This is a genomic window from Loktanella agnita (assembly GCF_046640325.1).
In the GTDB taxonomy this organism is placed as follows: Bacteria; Pseudomonadota; Alphaproteobacteria; order Rhodobacterales; family Rhodobacteraceae; genus Yoonia; species Yoonia agnita.
In genome coordinates, this window is record NZ_JBJMBF010000001.1 from 50897 (window position 1) to 72604 (window position 21708).

Annotated in this window: 24 protein-coding genes and 1 tRNA gene; 15 read left to right on the plus strand and 10 right to left on the minus strand. The window is 59.4% G+C overall.

What is annotated here, in order from left to right:
* Nucleotides 1-77 precede the first annotated feature (77 nt).
* The 5 genes from ACJ5NV_RS00275 to ACJ5NV_RS00295 all read left to right on the plus strand — a co-directional run bounded on the left by ACJ5NV_RS00275 (nucleotide 78) and on the right by ACJ5NV_RS00295 (nucleotide 5410).
* Nucleotides 78-1466 (plus strand): cytochrome ubiquinol oxidase subunit I, encoded by a 1389-nt coding sequence (locus ACJ5NV_RS00275; protein WP_411641361.1) that lies wholly within the window; start codon nucleotides 78-80, stop codon nucleotides 1464-1466.
* Nucleotides 1467-1469: 3 nt separating this feature from the next.
* A complete protein-coding gene (locus tag ACJ5NV_RS00280; RefSeq protein ID WP_411641363.1) occupies nucleotides 1470-2480 on the plus strand; it encodes a cytochrome d ubiquinol oxidase subunit II in 1011 nt (336 codons plus the stop codon).
* A gap of 86 nt (nucleotides 2481-2566) precedes the next feature.
* Nucleotides 2567-2643: transfer RNA gene (locus tag ACJ5NV_RS00285), tRNA-Met, on the plus strand.
* A gap of 161 nt (nucleotides 2644-2804) precedes the next feature.
* Nucleotides 2805-4214 (plus strand): FAD-binding oxidoreductase, encoded by a 1410-nt coding sequence (locus tag ACJ5NV_RS00290; protein WP_411641365.1) that lies wholly within the window; start codon nucleotides 2805-2807, stop codon nucleotides 4212-4214.
* Nucleotides 4214-5410, plus strand: coding sequence for an MFS transporter (locus tag ACJ5NV_RS00295; RefSeq protein ID WP_411641367.1), 1197 nt, complete (start codon nucleotides 4214-4216; stop codon nucleotides 5408-5410). Before ACJ5NV_RS00290 ends, ACJ5NV_RS00295 begins: the two co-directional genes overlap by 1 nt.
* On the opposite strand, the gene hemC is transcribed toward ACJ5NV_RS00295, so the two are convergent.
* A complete protein-coding gene (gene hemC, locus ACJ5NV_RS00300) occupies nucleotides 5404-6345 on the minus strand; it encodes a hydroxymethylbilane synthase (protein ID WP_411641369.1) in 942 nt (313 codons plus the stop codon). The two genes, ACJ5NV_RS00295 and hemC, sit on opposite strands and share 7 nt — an antisense overlap.
* A 94-nt stretch (nucleotides 6346-6439) precedes the next feature.
* Here hemC and hemE point away from each other — a divergent pair, with 94 nt between their 5' ends.
* Nucleotides 6440-7474, plus strand: a complete 1035-nt coding sequence (gene hemE / locus ACJ5NV_RS00305; protein ID WP_411641371.1) for a uroporphyrinogen decarboxylase — start codon at nucleotides 6440-6442, stop codon at nucleotides 7472-7474.
* Between the two features lie 52 nt (nucleotides 7475-7526).
* Nucleotides 7527-7931, plus strand: coding sequence for a hypothetical protein (locus ACJ5NV_RS00310; protein WP_411641373.1), 405 nt, complete (start codon nucleotides 7527-7529; stop codon nucleotides 7929-7931).
* Here ACJ5NV_RS00310 and ACJ5NV_RS00315 read toward each other — a convergent pair.
* The 3 genes from ACJ5NV_RS00315 to hemF form a co-directional block, all read right to left on the minus strand.
* Nucleotides 7885-9384 (minus strand): MFS transporter, encoded by a 1500-nt coding sequence (locus ACJ5NV_RS00315; protein WP_411641374.1) that lies wholly within the window; start codon nucleotides 9382-9384, stop codon nucleotides 7885-7887. The genes ACJ5NV_RS00310 and ACJ5NV_RS00315 overlap by 47 nt on opposite strands.
* A gap of 116 nt (nucleotides 9385-9500) precedes the next feature.
* Nucleotides 9501-10106 (minus strand): LysE family translocator, encoded by a 606-nt coding sequence (locus tag ACJ5NV_RS00320; RefSeq protein WP_411641376.1) that lies wholly within the window; start codon nucleotides 10104-10106, stop codon nucleotides 9501-9503.
* 17 nt (nucleotides 10107-10123) lie between these two features.
* A complete protein-coding gene (gene hemF / locus ACJ5NV_RS00325) occupies nucleotides 10124-11002 on the minus strand; it encodes an oxygen-dependent coproporphyrinogen oxidase (RefSeq protein WP_411641378.1) in 879 nt (292 codons plus the stop codon).
* A 101-nt stretch (nucleotides 11003-11103) separates the two neighbouring features.
* On the opposite strand from hemF, the gene ACJ5NV_RS00330 reads away from it, so the two are divergent.
* Entirely contained in the window at nucleotides 11104-11490 is a 387-nt protein-coding gene (locus ACJ5NV_RS00330; protein WP_411641380.1) for a hypothetical protein, read from the plus strand.
* A gap of 27 nt (nucleotides 11491-11517) precedes the next feature.
* Complete coding sequence (locus tag ACJ5NV_RS00335) at nucleotides 11518-11904, plus strand: hypothetical protein (protein ID WP_411641381.1); 387 nt, start codon at nucleotides 11518-11520, stop codon at nucleotides 11902-11904.
* Here the strand turns inward: ACJ5NV_RS00335 and ACJ5NV_RS00340 are convergent, their stop codons facing one another.
* The 3 genes from ACJ5NV_RS00340 to clpS are packed head-to-tail and all read right to left on the minus strand — an operon-like array spanning nucleotide 11905 to nucleotide 14067.
* A complete protein-coding gene (locus tag ACJ5NV_RS00340; RefSeq protein ID WP_411641383.1) occupies nucleotides 11905-12708 on the minus strand; it encodes an SDR family NAD(P)-dependent oxidoreductase in 804 nt (267 codons plus the stop codon).
* Nucleotides 12709-12718: 10 nt separating this feature from the next.
* Entirely contained in the window at nucleotides 12719-13702 is a 984-nt protein-coding gene (locus ACJ5NV_RS00345) for a class I SAM-dependent methyltransferase (RefSeq protein ID WP_411641385.1), read from the minus strand.
* Nucleotides 13703-13725: 23 nt separating this feature from the next.
* Entirely contained in the window at nucleotides 13726-14067 is a 342-nt protein-coding gene (gene clpS / locus ACJ5NV_RS00350) for an ATP-dependent Clp protease adapter ClpS (RefSeq protein ID WP_411641387.1), read from the minus strand.
* A gap of 281 nt (nucleotides 14068-14348) precedes the next feature.
* On the opposite strand from clpS, the gene ACJ5NV_RS00355 reads away from it, so the two are divergent.
* Nucleotides 14349-15857 (plus strand): D-alanyl-D-alanine carboxypeptidase family protein, encoded by a 1509-nt coding sequence (locus ACJ5NV_RS00355; protein WP_411641389.1) that lies wholly within the window; start codon nucleotides 14349-14351, stop codon nucleotides 15855-15857.
* 264 nt (nucleotides 15858-16121) lie between these two features.
* On the plus strand, nucleotides 16122-16442 hold the full coding sequence (locus tag ACJ5NV_RS00360; protein ID WP_411641390.1) for an arginine transporter: 321 nt from the start codon (nucleotides 16122-16124) through the stop codon (nucleotides 16440-16442).
* Between the two features lie 124 nt (nucleotides 16443-16566).
* Here ACJ5NV_RS00360 and ACJ5NV_RS00365 read toward each other — a convergent pair whose 3' ends face one another.
* Together ACJ5NV_RS00365 and ACJ5NV_RS00370 are read right to left on the minus strand one after the other, a co-directional pair.
* Nucleotides 16567-16995 (minus strand): hypothetical protein, encoded by a 429-nt coding sequence (locus tag ACJ5NV_RS00365; protein WP_411641392.1) that lies wholly within the window; start codon nucleotides 16993-16995, stop codon nucleotides 16567-16569.
* 40 nt (nucleotides 16996-17035) lie between these two features.
* Nucleotides 17036-17719 carry a site-2 protease family protein gene (locus ACJ5NV_RS00370; protein WP_411641394.1) on the minus strand — a complete coding sequence of 228 codons (684 nt, stop codon included), beginning with the start codon at nucleotides 17717-17719 and terminating at the stop codon, nucleotides 17036-17038.
* 165 nt (nucleotides 17720-17884) lie between these two features.
* On the opposite strand from ACJ5NV_RS00370, the gene ACJ5NV_RS00375 reads away from it, so the two are divergent.
* Complete coding sequence (locus ACJ5NV_RS00375) at nucleotides 17885-18562, plus strand: NAD-dependent deacylase (RefSeq protein WP_411641396.1); 678 nt, start codon at nucleotides 17885-17887, stop codon at nucleotides 18560-18562.
* Between the two features lie 217 nt (nucleotides 18563-18779).
* On the opposite strand, the gene ACJ5NV_RS00380 is transcribed toward ACJ5NV_RS00375, so the two are convergent.
* Nucleotides 18780-19220, minus strand: coding sequence for a DUF3592 domain-containing protein (locus tag ACJ5NV_RS00380; RefSeq protein WP_411641397.1), 441 nt, complete (start codon nucleotides 19218-19220; stop codon nucleotides 18780-18782).
* A 282-nt stretch (nucleotides 19221-19502) separates the two neighbouring features.
* Here ACJ5NV_RS00380 and meaB point away from each other — a divergent pair, with 282 nt between their 5' ends.
* The 3 genes from meaB to ACJ5NV_RS00395 all read left to right on the plus strand — a co-directional run bounded on the left by meaB (nucleotide 19503) and on the right by ACJ5NV_RS00395 (nucleotide 21670).
* Nucleotides 19503-20498, plus strand: a complete 996-nt coding sequence (meaB, locus tag ACJ5NV_RS00385) for a methylmalonyl Co-A mutase-associated GTPase MeaB (protein ID WP_411641399.1) — start codon at nucleotides 19503-19505, stop codon at nucleotides 20496-20498.
* A 294-nt stretch (nucleotides 20499-20792) separates the two neighbouring features.
* Nucleotides 20793-21077: a 50S ribosomal protein L28 gene (gene rpmB / locus ACJ5NV_RS00390; RefSeq protein ID WP_411641401.1), complete on the plus strand. Its 285-nt coding sequence runs from the start codon at nucleotides 20793-20795 to the stop codon at nucleotides 21075-21077.
* 200 nt (nucleotides 21078-21277) lie between these two features.
* Nucleotides 21278-21670, plus strand: coding sequence for a hypothetical protein (locus tag ACJ5NV_RS00395; RefSeq protein WP_411641403.1), 393 nt, complete (start codon nucleotides 21278-21280; stop codon nucleotides 21668-21670).
* Nucleotides 21671-21708 lie beyond the last annotated feature (38 nt).

Here is a 21708-nt window from a genome sequence, read left to right on the forward strand (position 1 = left end):
CGCACCCCGGTGCCGCCACAGTGAATCGGCGTATATAAAAAGCGAGCGGACATGACCGCTTTAGAATCGAGGGCCTTATGGAAACGCTTTTGCTGTCGCGCATCCAGTTTGCGGCGAATATTTCATTCCACATCCTGTTTCCCACAATCACCATCGCGCTGGGCTGGGCGCTGTTGTTTTTCAAATTGCGCTACAACGCCACCGGTGATGACCGCTGGATGGAGGCCTACCGGTTCTGGGTCAAGATTTTTGCCCTGTCCTTTGCCATGGGTGTCGTATCAGGCATCACCATGTCTTTCCAGTTCGGCACCAATTGGCCGGGCTTTATGGAAACCGTGGGCAATATTGCAGGGCCGCTGCTGGCCTATGAGGTGCTGACGGCATTTTTCCTAGAGGCTGTCTTTCTTGGCATCATGCTGTTCGGGTTCAGCCGCGTGCCCAATTGGGTGCATACGATGGCGACGTTTCTGGTGGCCTTCGGTACGATGATGTCTGCCTTCTGGATCATCATCCTGAACAGCTGGATGCACACCCCACAAGGCTACGAGATGATTGACGGTGTCGCCCATGCGACAGACTGGTGGGCGATTATCTTTAATCCCTCCATGCCATATCGTCTGGCCCATATGGTGCTGGCGAGCTTTTTGACGGTCAGCTTCCTGATCGCCGGTGTCAGCGCTTTCCGCTGGCTGATCGGTGGTCGGACCGAAGGCGTGCGGGTGGCGATGAAAAGCGCGATCTTTACTGCCGCACTGCTGATTCCTGTGCAGATTTATGTCGGCGACATGCACGGGTTGAACACCAAGGAATATCAGCCTGCCAAAGTCGCGGCGATGGAAGGTCACTGGGAAACCGGGGGCAATGTGCCACTGTTGCTGTTTGCTCTGCCAGACCAAGAGGCACGGGAAAACCACTATGAAATCGGCATCCCCAATCTGGCGTCTTTTATTCTGACCCATCATTGGGACGGAGAAATTCAAGGGCTGAATGACTTTGTGGCCGAGGATGGCACTGTACTGCATCCCCGCGTCGCCCCGGTTTTCTGGTCGTTCCGCATCATGGTTGCGACGGGCATGCTGATGCTGCTTGTCAGCTGGGGTGCCAGCGCTCTGATGCTGCGCAAACGGCGCGGGGTCGAGGGTCTGCCCAAACCGGTGCTTTATGGTCTTGTCGGGATGAGCTTTAGCGGCTGGCTGGCCACACTGGCGGGCTGGTACACGACAGAGATCGGCCGCCAGCCTTGGCTGGTACAGGGTGTGCTGACGACCGAGCAGGCGGTGGCCGATGTGCCCGCTCCGATGGTCCTGTCGACACTGCTCGCCTATCTGGCGGTCTATGCAGCATTGCTGGCTGCCTATATCTTTGTAATCTTCTATCTGGCGCGCAAAATGTCCGCCGGGGAAGATATTGGAACCACTGTGGCGCCATCACCGGCGGCGCAGCCCAAAGCAATCTCGGAGGCATAGACTATGGATTATTTTGGTGACCCGGCCGTCTGGCTGCCTTTCGTTTTTGCAGGTCTGATGGGGATTTCGATCCTGATCTATGTGGTTTTGGACGGATTTGATCTGGGCGTCGGCCTGTTGTTTCCCTTTGCGGATGACGATGAAAAGGATCGGATGATCGCCGCAATCGGACCGTTTTGGGATGCGAACGAAACTTGGCTGGTCTTGGCCGTGGGACTACTGCTGGTCGCTTTTCCCGCAGCTCATGGGGCGATTCTGACCGCGCTTTACCTGCCGGTCGCAATCATGCTGATCGGATTGATCCTGCGCGGCGTGGCGTTTGAATTCCGGGTCAAGGCCCCTGCGCCGCATAAGCACCTGTGGAACACTGCATTCTTTGCCGGATCGCTGATGACCTCGCTGAGCCAGGGGTTCATGCTGGGCATGTATATCATGGGGCTAACTTGGACCTGGATGCATGCGGGCTTTGCCGTGCTGACAGCGCTTTTCCTGAGTGTTGGTTACAGTTTTATCGGGGCAACATGGGTGATCCATAAGACCGACGAGTTTTTGCAGCGCAAGGCGGTTGGCTGGGCCAAAGGCGGTATCTGGGGCTTGGTTCTGGGGATCGGGGCGATTTCGCTGGCGACCCCATTTGTAAGCGCGCGGATCTTTGACAAATGGTTCAGCTTTCCTGAAATGCTGTATCTGTCGCCGCTGCCGATCCTGTCCGGCATTCTTGTGATCTGGCTCTGGTGGATGCTTCGCCGGATGCCGTTTTATGAAGATCGCCGGTCATGGCTGCCCTTTGCAGCGGCCACCATGTTGTGGGTGCTGGCCTTTGCCGGGATGGCCTATAGTTTTTATCCTTTCGTGGTGCCCGAACAGCTGACGATCTACGAAGCGGCCAGCGCGCCCGAAAGCCTGTTCATCATCCTGATTGGCACAAGTATCGTTTTACCAACTATTCTGGGCTATACGGTGTTGGCTTATACAATCTTTCGCGGCAAGGCGACCGAGCTGCGTTATGATTGACAGGGGCCAAGCCGAAATCCCGCGTCATAGGGGCAGAATCGGTTTGACACCCCTGCCCCCTTTGCGTAATCGGACGCTCGTGGTCCGGCGCGGTAGCTCAGTTGGTTAGAGCGATCGACTCATAATCGATAGGTCGGGAGTTCAAGTCTCCCCCACGCCACCACCACTCATCGTATGTTCAGGTTTCGACGGGCCACATCACGGATGGCCCGACTTACGGGCGTTTGCTGCGCAAGCCACCCTGATTGCACGAGATCGTCCTCGCGCCCTTTCACACAGGCAGATTTGCCGCTAGCGTCCGCCACAACAGCGACGGGGGGTATTATGTCTGATCTTGACGAAATTGCGGCCATCATCGGCGAAACACGTGTATTGACCGGCGCGGATGCTGCCCCTTACGCAACCGATTGGACCGGTGCCTATACCGGCGCGCCGCTCGCCGTTCTCCGCCCGAAGGATACAGCGGAAGTGGCTGCGATCCTCAAGATTGCCAATGCCGCTGGCACGCCGGTGGTGCCGGTCTCGGGCCATACGGGGCTGACCGGGGCGACCATGGGGCAGGATGCGCTGATGCTGTCGCTTGACCGGCTGAACACGATCTACGCAATCGACCCGGAGGCGCGCACCGCCCGTATTGGCGCCGGGGTGATTCTGAGCAGCCTGCATGATGCCGCTGACGCCCATGATCTTATCTTTCCGCTGACCTTTGGCGCGCGCGGCTCTGCCATGATCGGCGGGGTGCTGTCGACCAATGCGGGCGGGTCGAACGTGCTGCGTTACGGCAATACGCGCGATTTGTGTTTGGGGTTGGAGGTGGTGATGGCCGATGGCCGCATCATGAACCTGATGAGCGCGCTGCATAAGGATAATTCCGGCCTGAACCTGCGCCAGTTGTTGATCGGTGCGGAAGGTACGCTGGGGATTATCACTGCGGCAGTGATGAAGCTGAAACCCAAGCCCCGCGCCTATGCGACGGCAATGGTCGCTGTGCCCGCCCTGTCGGACGCGCTCGGTCTGCTCAATACCTTACAGGACGCGACAGGTGGCGCGGTCGAAGCGTTCGAATACATGCCCCGCAGCTATATCGACCGGCATATTGCGCTGATCTCAGGGGCTCGCCCGCCATTTGAAGACGCCTATGATGTGAATATCCTTGTTGAGGTCGGTGCGACCGCACCGCGCGATGCGACCCCCGGCCCGGATGGGCAGGTGCCCATCACCGCGATGCTCGAGGACACTTTGGGCGCGATGATGGAAGAAGGCCGCTTGCTGGATGCGGTGATCGCCCAGAATGACGCGCAGCGGGCCGAGATGTGGGCGCGGCGCGAGGCGGCAGGTGAAATTCTTGTTCAGGGCGGGAATTTCGTGAACACAGATGTCGCAGTACCATTGGATAAAGTAGCCACATTCCTAACCCGCGTGACGCCACGGCTCAAAGCGATTGACCCGGACGCGCATGAGGTAGTCGTGTCGCATCTTGGCGACGGGAACATCCACCATACGACACTATTGAAACGCAACGATCCCGACGTCATGGCCGCACTGGTAGAGGCGGTCGAGGACGTGGTGCAAGAATTGGGCGGCTCATTCAGCGCCGAACATGGCGTCGGCCTGTCAAAGCTGGACACAATGCGCCGCCGCAAGGACCCGGTGGCACTGGACACGATGCGCGCGATCAAGACAGCATTGGACCCGAAGGGCATCCTGAACCCCGGCAAGGTGATCCCTGACTGATGCAAGTTCTGGGCTTGATCTGGCGAGACCCGGTCTTGCGGATGATCGGTGCGGCGACGCTGCTTTACGGCGCATTCTCGGCCACGTTCACGCCCTATCTGTCGCTGATCGGGATCGGGGTGTTCGGCCTGTCCGATTTTGCCTTTGCGGTGCTGATGACTGTCACATTGGTGATATCAGTCACGGCGGCGCTGGGTGTTGGCATCGTCACTGATCAGCGCGCGACGCGCAAACCGCTCGCGCTGGCAGGTGCCGGATGCATGGCGGTTGGGATGGCCTTGGTCTGGCTGGGGAACAGCACCGCGACCTTTGTGATCGCGCACGCCTTGGTGCTGCCGTTCAGCGCGACGGTGGTCGGGCAGATTTACGCGGTGATGCGGCTTTACACAGTGTCGCATCACGCGCCAGAGCTGCGCGACGGCATTACATCAGCGATCCGCGCGCTGTTCGCCGTGCCCTTCGCCATTCTGCTGCCGCTCTGGGCGATTGCATTTGACGCGGGCCTGCCGCTATTGCGGATCTATCCGGCGATGCTGGGGCTGTCGCTGCTGTTTCTTTGGCTGATCTGGCGTCACTGGCCCGCCGATGCGACCGCACCTTGGGTGGAAGAGAAATCCGCTCTGTCACTGCGCGCTTCCTTGGCAGAGGTGCTGGCCTCTTCCATCGTCTGGCGCCTTGTCGCGATGGGGGCCGTGCATTCAGGGTCGGTTCTGATGGGCGTACTGCTGGCCCTGCTTTTCGACACGGCCAGCGGGCGCGGTCCGGGAGATGTCGGGCTGTTTTTTGGCGCATTCGTCTTTTTTGAAGTGCTGGTGATGCTGGGTGTCGGCAGCCTTGGCCGCTATCTGCGCCGCCTGCATATCATTTGCATTGGTGCGGTGTTTTACGCGCTGTTCCTCGGGTTGCTGCCGGTCCTTGCCCCTTTCACCAGCGTCTGGTTCCTGATCCTGCCTGCGGCTCTTGGCGGTGGGATGATCTATGGGCTCTCAATCAGCTATTTGCAGGATTTACTGAGCAGCCGGGCCGGGGCCGGATCGTCACTTGTCGCGTTGCAGCGGCTGGTGTCAGAGGGGATGGCCGCGCTGATTTTTGCCATCGGCACGGCGCTGGCCGGTTACGCGCTGACGGCATTCATCGGCGCGGTATTGATTTTATGCGGGGCTGTGGCGCTGCTATTGCTTGACCGCAATCAGTGATCGAAAAAATCAGGCCCCGCCCGTTCCAGCAGGCGAAGAGCCATCGCGCGCCCCATCTCGGCCCCGTCTTCGATTGCGCCGCTGTCATCGTCTTGGAAAAAGGCCGATCCGTCAGTGCGCAGGATTTCACCGCGCAGCCGTAGCGTGCCGCCGTCGAGTTCGGCTAATCCGCCGATGGGCGTTTCGCAAGACCCGTCAAGCGTGGCCAGAAACGCCCGCTCTGCCGCCAGTCTTTGCCCGGTGGGACCGTCATGGATCGCGGCCAGCATTTCCGCCGCGCGTATATCATCGCCCCGCCGTTCGATCCCGATGGCCCCCTGCGCAACGGCAGGCAGCATGTCGTCAGGCGACAGGGCCGTATGCGGCACATCCCCCATCCCCAGCCGGTTCAGCCCCGCCATGGCAAGGAACGTCGCCTCGGCCACCCCATCGCGCAGTTTCGACAGCCGGGTCTGCACATTGCCCCGGAATTCGACCACATTCAGATCGGGCCGCCGCACCAAAAGCTGTGACCGGCGGCGCAGGGATGAAGTGCCGACCGTGGCCCCGTTTGCCAGATCCGCCAGCCCGGAAGCGTGCAGCGAAACGAAAGCGTCACGCACGTCTTCGCGCGGCAGATAGGTGTCAAGCAACAGGCCAGCCGGCTGCTCCACCGGCATGTCTTTCATCGAGTGCACAGCAATGTCGATGGACCCGTCCAGCAGCGCCTCTTCAATCTCGCGGGTGAAAAGCCCCTTGCCACCGATCTCCTTCAGCGCACGATCCTGCACCATGTCGCCGGTCACTTTGATCACCTGAATGGCAAAGGCTTCGGCAGGCAAATCGAACGCGGCCATCAGCCGGTCGCGGGTTTCATGTGCTTGCGCCAGCGCAAGCGGTGAACCACGGGTGCCGATGGTAAACGGGCTGTCGGGGGTCGGTTTGGTCATTGTCATGTGGCCACTGTTAGCTATGTCAAACTGGCAGGACAACTGTCTTGACATCACCTGTCCCAGTTGGGACCACGCTGACAACCAAAAGGACCGCCCCATGACGCAGAACAAAACGATCCTTCGCGCCCTGCGGGGCGAGACATTGCCCACCCCGCCGATCTGGATGATGCGCCAGGCGGGTCGCTATCTACCTGAATACAAGGCCACGCGGGCCAAGGCCGGGGATTTTCTGTCGCTCTGCTACAATCCGGAACTGGCGGCAGAGGTCACGCTGCAACCGATCCGCCGTTTTGAGTTTGATGCCGCGATCCTGTTTGCTGATATTTTGCTGATCCCGCAGGCGCTTGGCGCGGATCTGTGGTTCGTCACCGGCGAAGGCCCGCGCCTGTCGACAATTACCACGGCAGACGAATTGGCCAAGCTGAAGCCGGTCGAGGACATCCATGAAACCCTGCGCCCGATCTATGAGACAGTGCAGATCCTGTCGCGCGAGCTGCCGTCTGAAACAGCGCTGATTGGATTTGCCGGAGCCCCATGGACAGTCGCCACCTATATGATCGCCGGTCAGGGCACCCCTGATCAAGGGCCAGCCCATGCGCTGAAAGCTGAAAACCGCCCTGTCTTCGAAGGCATGATCCATCGCCTGACAGAGGCCACCATCGAGTATCTGTCGATGCAAATTCAGGCGGGGGCCGAAGTGGTCAAGCTTTTCGACAGCTGGGCCGGGTCGCTAGAAGATGATGATTTCACCGAATTCTCGATCCGTCCGATGCAGAAAATCACGCAAGCGCTGAACGAACGCCATCCGGGCGTGCCCGTGATCGTGTTCGCGCGCGGGGCTGGTTCCCGCTTTGCCGGGGTGCATCAGGCCACCAGGGCGGATTGCGTCGCATTGGATGATGGGGTGGACCCGGTTTGGGCCGCTGAACATGTGCAGATCGACGGTTGCGTGCAGGGCAATCTGGCGTCCGCGCATATGGTGACGGGCGGTCAGGCGTTGGTGGATGACACCCGCCGTATCTGCGATGCTTTTGCCAAGGGCCCGCATATCTTTAACCTTGGTCATGGGATCACGCCTGATGCGGACCCCGACAATGTGCAGCTGATGATCGACACCGTGCGCGGGTCATAGTTTCGGCAAATTCACGCGGCAAAAGAAACTATACGCTGAACCGGGGGTGCCGATGCCACTGACATTTCGCTTGATTTTTCACGGGGTGCGGTCCGTCTCTGTCGCGTCGTTGATAGCCTTGATTGCGTGGCTGGTCTTTGTTCCCGCCTCACCCACAGAGCAAGCAGCACTGGCGCGCGGTCCTTTGGGGGACCAGCGCCACGGGCTCGCGCAGTTACGCTTTGCCCGCACCATGTTACATTTCGCGCCAGAGCGCGCCGCCCGCACTATGAGCCGCGCCACAGATGGGGAAATCTCGCCCGAACTGGCGGGCTTGTTGTTGCGTCAGATGGCGGGGCAAGCACCCGCGACGGCACCATTCGCGACCGGACCCGCGCCCCAACCAGAGTCGGCACAGGATGGTGCGAAATTCATTCGTGTACCGCAGACGCCGCCATCGGGTTCTGCGAACGAATAACCGGTTTCGGTAAGAACCACGCCAGACAGGCCAGCGCACCAAAGGATAGCACCGGATAGGCAATCCCGGTTTGATAGGCATGCACATAGGCCGCATGCATTTCCGCAGCGCTACCTGACGCGGCAAGTCGCGAAAAGAATAGCTGTCCGACAATCGCCACGCCCAATGCGCCCCCGACCTGCTGGAACGCCTGCAACGCGCCAGAGGCCGCGCCGGAGTTTTCACCCGTAACAGAGGCAAGCACCGTGTTGAACAGGGGCGAAATCGCAGTGGCCAAGCCCAGCCCGCAAAACAGCAGCGATGGGAGGAAATGCCAGCTGACGACCGTTTCGCCGACCATGGCCGTGACGATCCAAAGCGACGCCATCCCGCTTGCGATCATCCCGGCCCCGACGCTGATCCGCAGGCGCAGCCAGCGGTTCCCCAACCGACCCGCGACAAAAGACGCCCCAAGCACGCCCAGCGAAAATGGCACCGTTGTCAGCCCCGATTGCAGCGGTGTCAGCCCGAAACCGTTCTGCAAGAACAGCGCGGTGATCAGAAAGAAACCGGGCATGCCTGAAAACAGCAGCGCCGTCAGGAAGATACCCAGCACATAGGCCCGGTTTTCCAATAGATCCGCCGACAATAGCTGTGGCCGCCCTGCTGCCGCCTGCCGCCATTGCCAGCGCACGAACAGAACAGCGACCGGGACAGAGGCAACCATCATCGCAAAGCACCAGAACGGCCAGCCCAACAGCCGCCCTTCGATCAACGGGAAGATCACCAACAGCAATGCGCCCCCGGCCAGCAACACGCCAATCGGGTCATGCTTGGCCCCATCGCTTGGCGGCACCTGTGGCACAAAGCGTAGCGCGAGCAGCACAGCAATGATCCCAACCGGAATATTCACCAGAAAGATTGGTCGCCAGTCCAGCCCCCAAAGATCGGCCCCGATCAGAACCCCGCCCAAAAGCGGCCCCGCGACAGAGGCGAGACCGGCAGACAGGCCGAACAACGCAAAGACCGCGCCACGTTCCGCAGGCGGAAACAAGGCGGGCACCAGCGCCAGCGTCTGCGGGATCATCATCGCCCCGCCAATGGCCTGAATGATCCGCGCCAGCACCAGCATATCAATGCTTTGCGCCAGCCCACAGAATGCGGAGCCGGCGGTAAAGACAGTCACGCCCACCATAAAGACATTGCGGCGCCCATAGCTGTCCCCGGCGCGTCCGGCAGGCAGCAAGCATAGCGCAAAGACAAGGATATAGGCCGCAACGACCCATTCGATCTGCGCCTCGGTCGCGTTGAACGCTGCCTCCATGCTGGGCAAGGCCACATTGACGATAGTTACGTCGATCAGGTTCATAAAGCTGGCAACAAGCAGGACAAGCACGGCGATCCAGCGGTCGCGCTTGGCGACGGTTTCAGCAGGTGTCGGTTCAGCGGCGACGGTGCACGTACTAACGGTCATGGATATATTATTCCTTACGGGGCGGTTGCGCCCCTGCCTTACCTAGCAGTTTTGATTTTCGCGCCAAGGAGCAGAGCCGCTTTAACTCTGTGCGGTGATGCACAGGCCTGCCGCCGTCATATGGCCGTATCCCACACGAACCAAATCGCAACGCAGGCCAAGGCGACGGCCAAAGCACGGCGGATGATCCGGCTGCGCTGCGGATTTTGCAGCAGGGTTGATGCGGTTCCTGCCAGCACAACGATAGTGGAATGGATCACCGTGGCGATGATGACAAAGCTCAGCGATAGCAGGATGGTTTGGGGCACCACAGGGGCTGTCGGAGTCACAAAGCTGGGCAATACGGCCACATAAAACACCGCCGCTTTAGGGTTCAGCAGATTGGTGATCAACCCACGGCGGAAATAGCGCAGCCCGACACGGTCGGTCGGCGCCTCTGCCACAGGCGCATCCGCATCCCGCCAACCATCCCACGCCAGCCAGAGCAAATAGCAGACCCCGGCCACCCGCAGCGCCTGATAAAGCAAGGATGACGCGTTGATCACAGCCGCCAGACCCAGCGCCGTTGCCATGCCGACAATCAGCAATCCCAGCGCCACGCCGCAGACCGTGTAAAAGGCCAGCTTGCGCCCCCGGCTTGCGGCCACAACGGCCAGATAGATCATGTTTGGCCCCGGCGTCAGTTCGATCAACAGGCAGGTGCCGACAAAAGCCAGCAACATGCCCGGATTGATCCCTGTCAGATCCACTTGGCCAGCGGTGGCAGGCTCATCAGGACCGCATTAGCATCATGTCCTGTGGCCAGCCCGAATTTGGTGCCCCGGTCGTAGACAAGGTTATATTCAGCATAAAGCCCGCGATAGATCAGCTGTGTATCCTTGTCTGCCTCTGACCACGGGGTATCGCGCCGCTTTTCGACCAGCGGCAGATAAGCAGGTAAAAACGCCCGCCCGATATCCTGCGTCAATGCGAAATCTGCCTGCCAGTCGCCGGTGCAGTGGTCATCCATAAAGATGCCCCCCACCCCGCGCGCCCGGTTGCGGTGCGGGATATAGAAATATTCGTCCGCCCATGCCTTGAGCTTGGGATAGTGGTCCGCCCCATGCGGATCGAGATGGGCCTTTTGGACTGCATGGAAATGCGCGGTGTCGTCATCGTATTCGATGCAGGGGTTCAGGTCCGATCCGCCGCCGAACCACCAGGCATGAGGGGTCCAGAACATCCGGGTGTTCATATGCACAGCGGGCGCGTGGGGGTTCTGCATATGGGCCACCAGCGAAATGCCCGACGCCCAGAAACGCGGATCATCTGCCATGCCGGGCACACCCCGTGCGGCCATCGCCGCCTGCGCGGGGGCACCCAATGCGCCGTAAACGGTGGACACATTCACGCCGACCTTTTCGAACACCCGTCCATTTCGCATGACCGACATCAACCCGCCGCCTGCGTCCGATCCGTCATCGGTCGCGCGTGTTGTTTCACTCACCTCAAACCGACCTGCGGGGGTATCGGCTTTATCGCTGTCTTCCAGCCCTTCGAACGCCGCGACGATCTGATCCCGCAGGGTCCGAAACCATCCAGAGGCCTGCGCTTTTTGCTGTTCAAACCCGTTTGACATTCCCGTCCCTTGCACCCTGATATTGCATAACAATCTATGCTAGCCTTTGAGCAACATAACGATCACGTCACAATGATCCAGATCAAACCCCGGAGTCAGCCATGCGCGCCGCCCTTGTTTTTCTTCCTATTCTTGCCCTTACGGCATGCGCCACCCCCCGCGAGCAATGTATCAGCGGGGCCACCCGCGATGTGCGTATCCTGCGCATGCTGATCACCGAGGTCGAAGGCAATATCGCCCGTGGCTACGCGCTGGCAGAAGAGCAGGAAATCCGGACCCGCCCCCGCATGTGTCGCGACGAAGAAGCGGACGGCTCGGTGGATCGCTATATTTGCAATGCGGTCGATACTGTGACGGTGACCCGGCCTCAGGCAATTGATTTGCAGGCGGAACAAGCCAAGCTTGATTCATTGCGCGAACGGCTAGCAACGGCTGAGCCCGCCGCGAACCAGACCGTGGCGCAATGCATCGCCACCCATCCCGAATAATTCCAACGCAAACTTACGGAGCCTCATATGCGTTTTATCCTCGTACTCCCCGCCCTGGCGGCACTAACTGCCTGCGCAACCCCACGCGAAAGCTGCCTTTATCAGGCGAATAACCAGCTGCGCAGCCTTGAGGCCCGGATGGCCGAAACACAGGGCAATATCGACCGGGGGTACGCGATATTCGAAAGCTCTGAGACAGTGACAGTCGAACGGACCTGCCGCGACCGCCTGCCCGACGGGACCACGCGCAGCTATGAATGCGACAGGACCGAAACCGTCAACCGGACCGATCCGGTGGCCGTTGATGTCGCTTACGAGCGTCAGAAACTGGCCGAGATGGAAACCCAACTGGCTGCGCTACAGGCAGCAACCCTGTCAGCGGAACGGCAATGCATCATGATGCATCCTGAATAATCAATGCATCGATACGGCGGCCGGATCAATCAGGGTCCGTCCGCCATCGACGGTGATGATCTGTCCCGTCACAAATGCCGATGCATCAGAGGCAAGGTATTGCACCGCGTCTGATACTTCTCCGGGGCTGGCGATGCGGTGCAGTGGTGTATTCTGCACGATGGCCTCGCGGGTTTCGTCGTGATCTTTCAGCGATCCCTTCAGGCTCGCGCTCATCACACTACCAAAAGATACCGCGTTGACCCGGATCCGGTGACTGGCAAACGCCACGGCAAGTGAGCGGGTCATCTGGTCAAGCGCCGCGCTGCTAATGGAATAGCCGAGCAAATCAGGATGCGTACGCCGGGCGGCGATGGAACTGATATTGACGATGGACCCAATGGGGCCGTCCTGGTCATCCCTGGCTTGCTTGATCATGCGGCGGGCCACGGCCTGGCTCATCCGCAGTGCCGTCATCGTATTCTGTTGCAGCAATTCCTCGACCGTATTGTCATCTGGGTCAAGCGGATCGGTTGTGATGCATTGGCGTGAGGCATTGACCAAAATATCCACACGTTCAAAGGCGTCGATCGTGGCCGAAAGCAGATTTGCGATTGTCAGCTTCTTGCGCAGATCGCCTGAAAAGACCCGAACATTTTCCTCTTCATCCGCCTTTTCACCCATCTGCTGGGTGAGCGTCTTTTCATCCATATCGGCAAAGACGACATTGGCACCTTTCTGCGCGAAATGACGACCAATGGCGAGGCCCACGCCATTGGCGGCCCCGGTCACGATTGCGGTTTTACCCGCGATGGAAAATGACATCCCTAGCTCCTTAGGTCCGGCCTAATTGCAGCGGCCGGTTGGCATGAAAAACCTTGAATGCACCATTGCCCCCAATCATGTCCACATTGCGGAAACATTCCGACAAGGTCGTTTCATAGGGAAGGTGTCGATTTGCCACCATCCATAGCTTGCCCTGCGGCGTCAACAGTCGCGCCGCCGCCTGAATAAAGGCGCGGCCAAGCGCGGTATCCGGCGCGCGGCTTGTGTGAAAGGGCGGATTCATGACGATCCCATCATAGCGTGACCCCGATGTGAACTGCGTGGCGTCGGCCCAATGGAACTGCACCCGTGGGTCGGTGACGTTCAACTTTGCACAATCAAGCGATAAGGCTTCTGCCTCGATCAGATCAAGCGTGTTTACCCCGGCGCGCGCCAGAACCGGCGCCGCCAGATAGCCCCAGCCAGCGCCCAGATCGGCCATGCGCGCGGGCAATTTGGGGGGCAATGCGTCAGCCAGCAAGGCCGATCCGGCGTCCACAGTCCCATCCGAGAATACCCCGGCGCTGGTGTAAAACCCATGCGCGCCCATTGCTGGTGGCGGGGCCGCCCAGTCAGCGAAAGCATCACGCGCATCGAACCAAAAGATCCGTCCATGCCCTTTGGTCATCGAAGGCAGATCGCCGATCCGCTTGCGACATTCCTTGAACAGGCTGTCGATGCCATCTGTCTTTTGCCCGTCGACAATCACCAGCTGCGCCTTTGCGCAAGCCTCGGCCACCAGCGCGCGGGCCAGCGCCTTGGACCGGGGCACAACAGCGATAGCTGTCGCCACCTGCCCCATCTCGCGGCTGGTCTGGTATCCTGCATTCTGCCAAGCGGTGAAGTCGGGAAAGAAGCCATGCACAATCTGCACCGAATCACGCGGCAAGGCGGTGACATCATAGGTCGCAGCGGGGCGCAAAATTGCGATATCGCCCTGAGGCAATGTAAATAGCCCGTCAGTCAGGGCCGTGCTTAAGCGGGATCGGGGCATCCGGGATGAATAGCAGCGGGCCGCTATTCCTTCTCCATCGTGCATTGCAGCGGGTGCTGATGGCGTTGGGCGAAATCCATCACCTGCGCCACTTTGGTTTCAGCGATTTCATGGCTGAACACGCCAACAACGGCCACGCCCTTTTTGTGAACGGTCAACATCACCTCAAACGCCTGTGCATGCGACAGGCCGAAGAAACGTTCCAGCACATGGACCACAAACTCCATCGGGGTGAAATCATCATTCAAAATCAGGACCTTATAAAGCGGCGGACGCTTCGTCTTGGGCTTTGTTTCCAGTACAACGCCGACGTCACCGTCGTCGTCGCCCTTTTTATCAGCCATCATGTAAACGTCTGCCAGCATCACTACGTCCCGTTTGATAGGCGTTATATATATGGCACAGGGGGCGCATGAAAACCCCGCTTGAACATTAACATCACATCGCATTTCGGCGGTTTATTGCCTTCATCTTGGGGTGCCAGCGCGCATGATCACTAGATTTGCTAAAAAGTGGTTAATGAACGGCCTAAAAGTGTTTGAATTTAGGGTATTTTATGAAAATTTAAGTTATGTTAGCGTATTGTCACAATAATAAGATCACCGGAAAAATTCGGGATCACTGAGGCAGAAAAAGAGGCAACGACGTGGCAAGTCGTACGGGACAGCAGGCCCTTCGCGGGCTTATTCTATTCGCATTGATGATCACAATCCTGGTTGCGCCGATCCGCGCGACTGCGGCCCCCTATGCGGCCATGGTGATGGACGCCCGCACGGGCGAGGTTCTGCATTCACGGAATGCTGACACCCGCCTGCATCCGGCATCCCTGACCAAGATGATGACACTTTATATCGCATTTCAGGCCATCCAGCGAGGTGAGATCACGCTCGACACGCCCGTCCGGGTCAGCAGGCTGGCCGCGTCAGAGCCGCCGTCAAAGCTGGGGCTGCGCGAAGGTCAGACCATCCGCCTGCGCTATCTGCTGCGCGCCGCTGCCGTGAAATCGGCCAATGACGCGGCCACTGCCATCGGCGAAGCGATTGCCGGTTCGGAAGAGGCGTTTGCCACACGCATGACCCGTACCGCCGCTGCGATGGGGATGCGCAACACAACCTTCCGCAACGCACATGGGCTGACCCAAACCGGCCATATGTCCACCGCGCGGGACATGTCGGTCCTTGGCCGGCACGTAATCTATGACTTTCCGCAGTATTATAACCTGTTCTCGCGCCGCAGCGCAGATGCGGGCATCGCACGGGTGAACCACACTAATCGCCGCTGGCTGGACAGCTATGAAGGTGGTGACGGGATCAAAACGGGCTACACACGGGCCGCCGGGTTCAACCTTGTGGCCTCGGCCCAGCGCGGGCAGGAACGGATTATCGCCACGGTTTTTGGTGGATCCTCGACCGCTTCGCGCAATGCACGGATCACCGAACTGATGGATATGGGCTTTAACCGCGCGCCAGCACGGGCCAGCATCCGGCGGCCAAATCCGCCTGCGGCAATGCCGACCGGCACCCCTGCCAGCCGCGCGACAAGCGCTGGCACAAGTGGGGGCAAGATCATTCGCGTGAACGGGCGCATCGCATCAAGCATTCGCCCGGTTGCCCGCCCCGTGCCTGACGCCACCCCCGATACAGAGCTTCTGATCTCGACGGTGGATAGCGACGCGATCAACGCCGCCCTTGCCAGCGCGGTTGACGGCGCCTTGGCAGAGGCGCTGGCCGAAGACGATGAAGCAGTACCGGTTGTGGTCGCAGCAGCGGCCCCTGCCGTGGTGCCCCGTGTCCGGCCAGCTGATGAGGCAACCGCCACAGCGTCTAGCGCCCCAAGTGCCCCGGCCACTGACATCGTGACTGCCTCCGCCGCCGAAGCCGCACCAGAGGTCGTGACCCGTATCTCAACCTCGGGCGGGCATCACTGGGGCGTCAATGTGGGCCGCTACAACACACGGTATGAGGCAGAGCGCGTTCTTCTACAGGTCGCCCTGAATGAGATGAGCAGCCTCGACGGTGCCCTGCGCCGCGTGGTGCAGCGCGCTGGAGGGTTTGACGCCAACTTCATGGGGCTGTCCCGCGAAGGGGCGGACCTTGCGTGCCGCCGCTTGCAGGCGCGCAATACGACCTGTTTCATGATCGGGTCCGACAGCTAAACACGGCGCGCGCCTATGATGGGCGCGCCCGATCCGGTGGGGCTCAAAAACCTAACGGCTGCTGTCCGATACTCGGACCAGCATCCTAGCTGTTCGTCTGCGCCGCCCGCTTTCGCGATGACAATCCCCCCTACAAGGGCGACATTACATACCGTGAAAACGACAATCCCAATTGCATCCTGTTCTGCGCCCAGCCATACTTGCAACAGGGCAGAAACGGTACGGACCACCTGCACAGACAGGGGCCGGGCAGAGGTGATAACGATGCGGATTTTGTTGGTTTTGGGCGCGATGGTCAGTCTTGGCTCTTGCGGTGGTGGTGGCGCTGTATCCGGCGATATCGGACAGGCCTGTCAGGATGGTGGACGCCGCGATGCGTCGCCGCAGCTTTGCACCTGCGTGCAGCAGGTCGCAAACCAGACCTTGTCAAAGCGCGAGCAATCCCGCGCCGTCGCCTTCTTTGACGATCCGCAATTGGCGCAAGACACAAGACAGTCCGACCGCAGCAGCGACGAGGCTTTCTGGCAGCGCTACAAATCCTTTACCGAACTGGCGTCAGAGATCTGTCAGCCCATAGAAATCTAAAGCGTTATGCGAAAAACCTGAATCAGTTAACGCTGCCTGAAATCATAGATTTCAACGCGTTAACTGATAAGTCATGTCGGGGGTATTTCGTCAAACGCTATAGTGAACTGCTGAGATCGCCCTATCAGCGCAGCACGCCGCGTTTTCGCATCGCGCGGGCATAAAGCCAAAGCGCGATCAGGATCAGCGGAATAGCGATGGTAAATGCGATGGCCGCCGGGCCAGCCACGGCAAGCATGCTGCCCCCGTCGGCGATCCCATAGGTGTAAACGGATGATCCGATCAGCCCCAGCAGGGACACGGCAAAGGCCGCAGCAGCCAAGCGGGGCCGCAAAAGCAACAGCAGCGACCCAAGCACAGCGCCCCACACGCCCAAGGCCCATGTAACGGCAAACCAAAGCGGCGCACTCCCCAGCATCTCTAACCGCTCTGTCGGCATCTGCGCCAGATAACCCGTATCATCGGTCTGCGTCATGACGTAATCAAACGCACCGCCCGCATTCCACAGCAGCGCAAACACGCCGACGACCCAAAGATGGACTGGCGTTTTCATCAATCATCCCCCCCGCGGGAGCGTAACAGATTGTCGCGCGTCAGGCCAGTTGGCCGCGCGCCATCCGATAATGCGCCGGGATAGAGGGAAGAAAGAACAGGATCCAGCCGTAATCCATATAGACCACGATCGCCGCCGGAATCCATAAGATCGACAGCACCAGCCCGACTCGCCCGGCCACCCGAAGCGCGGCGTCCCGCTCTAGCACCCGTAGCAGTATGAGATGCAAGAGCTTTCCCCCGTCAAGAGGCTGTACCGGGATCAAGTTAAAGATGAAGAATGCGAGGTTAAGGAACGCAAAAGTATTCAGCGCCATGTAAATCTGGATCATCATCATGCTTGGCACCGTCGTCATCGACGACAGCATCGCCCATTGCGCCAAAGAGGCCAGCGCCCAAAGCGCCAGATTGACGATGGGGCCCATCGCAACGATCAGCTCTTGTTGATATGCATTGGCAGAGCGCACTCTTTCACAAAAACCGCCGCCGCCATGCAGCATGATCCGCCGGACCGGAATGCGTTGCACCTGGCACCCCCAGGCGTGCCCAAGTTCATGCAAAAAGATCGCAAGAAATAGCAATGCTGCGAAAATTGCGCTTTGCACGATGTCCCCGCCGGAAAAAATCACAATGAATCCAAGTAGAAACACAATGGATTGCCCGATTTCCACCCGTACACCCATCGGGCCGGTGAACTGAAAAACAACGGTATCGTCACGCAACATAGTCAAAAAATTCCGGTGGTTGATGCTGGCTGTGTCAGACCATGATCTGGCGATGGGGCACAAGTATGGCAGGCCGCCAAAGATGCGTTTCCGGTGCTTTGTTCTTTCGGTGCCAGTTGCACCCGCGCCCGCCCTGCCGCATCGTTCGGCGACAGGAGGTGCAGGATGGAGATCGTGGTTTTGACTGGCGCCGGGATATCGACAGAGAGCGGGCTGGGGACGTTTCGCGATGCGGACGGGCTGTGGACCCACTATGATCTGAATGATGTCGCCACCGCCGAAGGCTTTGGCCGCGATCCCGCATTGGTGCATGATTTCTATAATGCCCGGCGCGCCAATTGCGCCGATGCCGCGCCGAACGCTGCACATAACGCATTGGCGAACCTTGAAAAATCCGCAACGCATAATCTGACCATCGTCACCCAGAATGTCGACGACCTTCACGAACGCGCGGGATCGCGCACCGTCATCCATATGCATGGCACGCTGACCGGCGCACTTTGCGCAGCCTGCCAACACCGTTGGCGCGCACCGCTGGTGATGGACCCCACCGACCTCTGCCCTCGCTGCGCGACCCCGGCCACGCGGCCCGATGTGGTTTGGTTCGGCGAGATCCCCTATCAGATGGACCGCATTTCAGAGCTTGTCGCGGCGTCCGACATCTTTGCCGCGATCGGCACCAGCGCAGAGGTTTACCCCGCCGCAGGGCTGGTGGAACTGGCGGGTGGCGAAACACTGGAACTGAACCTTGAACCCTCGGCCCGGACGAACAGTTTTGATCGGCGGCGCTTTGGTCCGGCGACAGAGATTGTTCCTGAATGGGTCGTGGAACTGACGGGCTGAGGCAACATGCGGTGGGGAAAGCGAGGCCGCACAACACCCCGATCACCGCGAATCGCGTCCATCCGGTTAAGACCGGGTTTTGGGAGAAATCAGCGATCAGAAATGCAACGGGTCCGATGATAGTCCGATGCCATTCCGATAGCACCAATCGCCCCTATACTCAGGTGTTCGCAGGCATTTTGCACCCCGGCACCCCACCGTGCCGGGCAGCTCAATTTTATTTTTTCGGCTTCAGATTAGCGATGAGCGCCGCCACAGCAGCCCCCATAAGAAGCAGCCAAAACAGTCCCCACAGAAACAGCAGGCCACCGATAATTTGCATGATCCGCAACAACCAGCGCCCTGATTTCAGCATCTTGTCACTGCGCATCTCGCCCGTTTCCGCGTTGTGGCGCCCGTCAACAACCTCCCCCGCGCGGTGCGGCTGCGGGCTAGACCACATGTTTCCGGCATATTCAGCACGTGGCTCTGGCGCGGCTTCTAAAGCAAAGACCGGGCGATAAAGCCGGTCGCCGTCTGAATCCCGCTTCGTGTCCACCTCCACCACGATCAGCCGCGCAGGTTCCGAATTGGCCACAAACCGTTTGGCAGACCCAATAAAAAACGTCGAAACACCGAAAAAAATCAAACCGACAAATAAGAGTATGATTGCACGCATGAAAAGTCCTTCCTGGTATTGTCTTAATTACTTGCACCTTACGAAATACCCAAGAAACACCTACAATCAGGCACTTTGAAATCACAGGTTTCATATGATGCCTGTTCAAGATGGGCATCCGCCCTGCCGGTGTCACCGGGGAAAAACAGCAGGCTCTTCACCCCAAACGGCGTGTCTCCCGGTCAAAAATACCACCTGCGCACAGGTGTCACCTGCTGCGCGTGATCGGAGACATACCCCCTGCCCACTGGACAGCGCGCCTCTGCCGGATATGAAAGGCTGATGAAGAAGGTGACTGATATCGCCGATCTGGCAGAGAAGCTGCGCGGGGGGAACCGTCGCGCGCTGGCGCGGGCGATTACGCTGGTGGAAAGCGGGCGCGCCGATCATCGGGCCGAGGCTTTGTCGCTGTTAGAGGCTGTTGGCACGGATCGTCAGGCGCTGCGCATTGGGATGTCGGGCACGCCGGGCGTGGGCAAATCGACCTTTATCGAAAGTTTTGGTCTGATGCTGACCGGTCTGGGGCGGCGGGTGGCGGTTCTGGCGGTTGATCCGTCCTCGGCTCGGTCGGGCGGCTCGATTTTAGGTGACAAGACCCGGATGGATCATCTCGCCCGCGATCCAAACGCTTTTATTCGCCCCTCCCCCAGCCAGACCCAGTTGGGCGGTGTCGCCCGCCGCAGCCGCGAAGCTGTTGCATTGTGTGAAGCGGCCGGGTTCGATGTGGTGCTGATCGAAACCGTCGGCGTCGGCCAGTCCGAAACGATGGTGGCGCAGATGGCCGATCTGTTTGTACTGCTGCTTGCCCCGGCAGGCGGGGACGAATTGCAGGGCGTTAAGCGCGGGATCATGGAAATGGCCGATCTGATCCTTGTGAACAAGGCCGATGGCAACCTGCGTGAACAGGCGCTGCGCACCTGTGCCGATTACGCCGGTGCCCTGCGTTTGCTACGCAAGCGCGCGCAGGACCCTGCCGGGTTTCCCAAGGCCCTGACCGTCTCGGCCATAGAAACGCAAGGGTTGGATACAGCCTGGGCCGACATGCAGGCGCTGGCAGACTGGCGGCGCGAGACAGGGGTTTGGGACCAGACCCGCGCAGATCAGGCGGGGTTTTGGTTTGCCGAGGATGTGCGCCAAGGTGTACTGCAATGGCTGCAGGAAGATGAGGCGACCCGCACCCGGATGCAGGCGGCAGAGGCGAGGTTGCGGGCTGGGGAAATATCCCCTGCTGTTGCGGCGGCAGAGGTGCTGGCACCCTTGCGTGGGGAGAAGCCATAGATGCGCGACCCAGATGGGTTGAGCAGGTTTTTCACAAAACCTGCCTAAAAGTTTGAAAAACTTTTGTTCAAATCCTTGTAAGGATTTGGGACGTCAGGCGAGAACCTCGCTCTTACAGGCCTTGCCCGGAACAAATTGATCATGCCAGCCGGGCCAAATCGGGTTGACGGGCGTTCGGAATCCTCCTATCTGGCGCTGATCTTATTCAGGCCCTGTCATGTGCGGGGCAGAACCCCGTATCACAGGATGTCCCGCCCACTGGCGCTGATGTCCCAAAAGACAAGGAACACGCCCATGTCGCGCCGTTGCGATCTGACCGGAAAAGGCCCGATGTCGGGCAACAATGTAAGCCACGCCAAAAACAGAACGCGCCGCCGCTTTTTACCGAATCTGCAGGATGTCACCCTGCAGTCGGACGTGCTGGGCCGCTCTTTCAAGTTCCGAATCTCTAACGCTGCCCTGCGCACTGTTGATCACCGTGGTGGTCTGGATGCCTTCATGGCCCGCGCCAAGGAAGCCGAGCTTTCCGCAGACGCGCTGAAAGTGAAAAAAGAGATCGCAAAGGCGACTGCGGCCTAAACGGTTGGCATTATTGATGTTTTAAGGACCCGGTTGCATTGCGCAGCCGGGTTTTTTCGTGTCGCAGGCGCATCGCCTCTTGAGAAAACGCCACATTTCAATCACAATATTGCCCAATAGACTTTAAAACGGCAAATTTCTGCTCATATTTATAAATGAGATCGTAATGATCTGTATTTTTACGGCTGCCTGGGGGCGTAATGATGACATATTTTGTGAAAGCAATAGCTGCTGCGCTACTGACTGGACTGTCCGGCCCGCTTCCGGCGCTGGCCCAAAGCGCTGTTGATCCTAACGTCCAGCATGTTCTTGACCATATCAACGCCCATGGCGTGTCGGTCGTCCGGACCAGCGATGGCGGGGCGATGGTGATTCTGGAAACCGACTTTGCGACCCGCGGCTTGCCTGAACTGCGGGTCAGCCTTGGCCGCGATGGTGTGTTCATGCCCGATACAGATCTGGGCACGCTGCGTAAAATCACCGGGCTACAGGTTTTCACGGCCCCTTCTTCGATCAATATTGAAGAATATGACACGCTGTTCATCTGGGACCCCCGCGCGGCGACCCCCGTCGGACTGGCCCCGCTTGGCTGATCCACGCGCGCGAGGTTGCCGCCTGTAAGGTGGTGTCT

Coding starts and splice junctions, on each gene's coding strand:
- ACJ5NV_RS00295 (WP_411641367.1), top strand. CDS start 4,214: ATGCAAGTTCTGGGCTTGATCTGGCGAGACCCGGTCTTGCGGATGATC.
- ACJ5NV_RS00340 (WP_411641383.1), bottom strand. CDS start 12,708: ATGTCATTTTCCATCGCGGGTAAAACCGCAATCGTGACCGGGGCCGCC.
- ACJ5NV_RS00370 (WP_411641394.1), bottom strand. CDS start 17,719: ATGTTGCGTGACGATACCGTTGTTTTTCAGTTCACCGGCCCGATGGGT.
- ACJ5NV_RS00365 (WP_411641392.1), bottom strand. CDS start 16,995: ATGAAAACGCCAGTCCATCTTTGGGTCGTCGGCGTGTTTGCGCTGCTG.
- ACJ5NV_RS00375 (WP_411641396.1), top strand. CDS start 17,885: ATGGAGATCGTGGTTTTGACTGGCGCCGGGATATCGACAGAGAGCGGG.
- hemE (WP_411641371.1), top strand. CDS start 6,440: ATGACGCAGAACAAAACGATCCTTCGCGCCCTGCGGGGCGAGACATTG.
- ACJ5NV_RS00330 (WP_411641380.1), top strand. CDS start 11,104: ATGCGCGCCGCCCTTGTTTTTCTTCCTATTCTTGCCCTTACGGCATGC.
- ACJ5NV_RS00310 (WP_411641373.1), top strand. CDS start 7,527: ATGCCACTGACATTTCGCTTGATTTTTCACGGGGTGCGGTCCGTCTCT.
- meaB (WP_411641399.1), top strand. CDS start 19,503: ATGAAGAAGGTGACTGATATCGCCGATCTGGCAGAGAAGCTGCGCGGG.
- ACJ5NV_RS00275 (WP_411641361.1), top strand. CDS start 78: ATGGAAACGCTTTTGCTGTCGCGCATCCAGTTTGCGGCGAATATTTCA.
- hemC (WP_411641369.1), bottom strand. CDS start 6,345: ATGACAATGACCAAACCGACCCCCGACAGCCCGTTTACCATCGGCACC.
- ACJ5NV_RS00315 (WP_411641374.1), bottom strand. CDS start 9,384: ATGACCGTTAGTACGTGCACCGTCGCCGCTGAACCGACACCTGCTGAA.
- ACJ5NV_RS00290 (WP_411641365.1), top strand. CDS start 2,805: ATGTCTGATCTTGACGAAATTGCGGCCATCATCGGCGAAACACGTGTA.
- ACJ5NV_RS00395 (WP_411641403.1), top strand. CDS start 21,278: ATGATGACATATTTTGTGAAAGCAATAGCTGCTGCGCTACTGACTGGA.
- ACJ5NV_RS00345 (WP_411641385.1), bottom strand. CDS start 13,702: ATGCCCCGATCCCGCTTAAGCACGGCCCTGACTGACGGGCTATTTACA.
- clpS (WP_411641387.1), bottom strand. CDS start 14,067: ATGCTGGCAGACGTTTACATGATGGCTGATAAAAAGGGCGACGACGAC.
- hemF (WP_411641378.1), bottom strand. CDS start 11,002: ATGTCAAACGGGTTTGAACAGCAAAAAGCGCAGGCCTCTGGATGGTTT.
- ACJ5NV_RS00360 (WP_411641390.1), top strand. CDS start 16,122: ATGCGGATTTTGTTGGTTTTGGGCGCGATGGTCAGTCTTGGCTCTTGC.
- ACJ5NV_RS00280 (WP_411641363.1), top strand. CDS start 1,470: ATGGATTATTTTGGTGACCCGGCCGTCTGGCTGCCTTTCGTTTTTGCA.
- ACJ5NV_RS00380 (WP_411641397.1), bottom strand. CDS start 19,220: ATGCGTGCAATCATACTCTTATTTGTCGGTTTGATTTTTTTCGGTGTT.
- ACJ5NV_RS00335 (WP_411641381.1), top strand. CDS start 11,518: ATGCGTTTTATCCTCGTACTCCCCGCCCTGGCGGCACTAACTGCCTGC.
- rpmB (WP_411641401.1), top strand. CDS start 20,793: ATGTCGCGCCGTTGCGATCTGACCGGAAAAGGCCCGATGTCGGGCAAC.
- ACJ5NV_RS00320 (WP_411641376.1), bottom strand. CDS start 10,106: ATGTTGCTGGCTTTTGTCGGCACCTGCCTGTTGATCGAACTGACGCCG.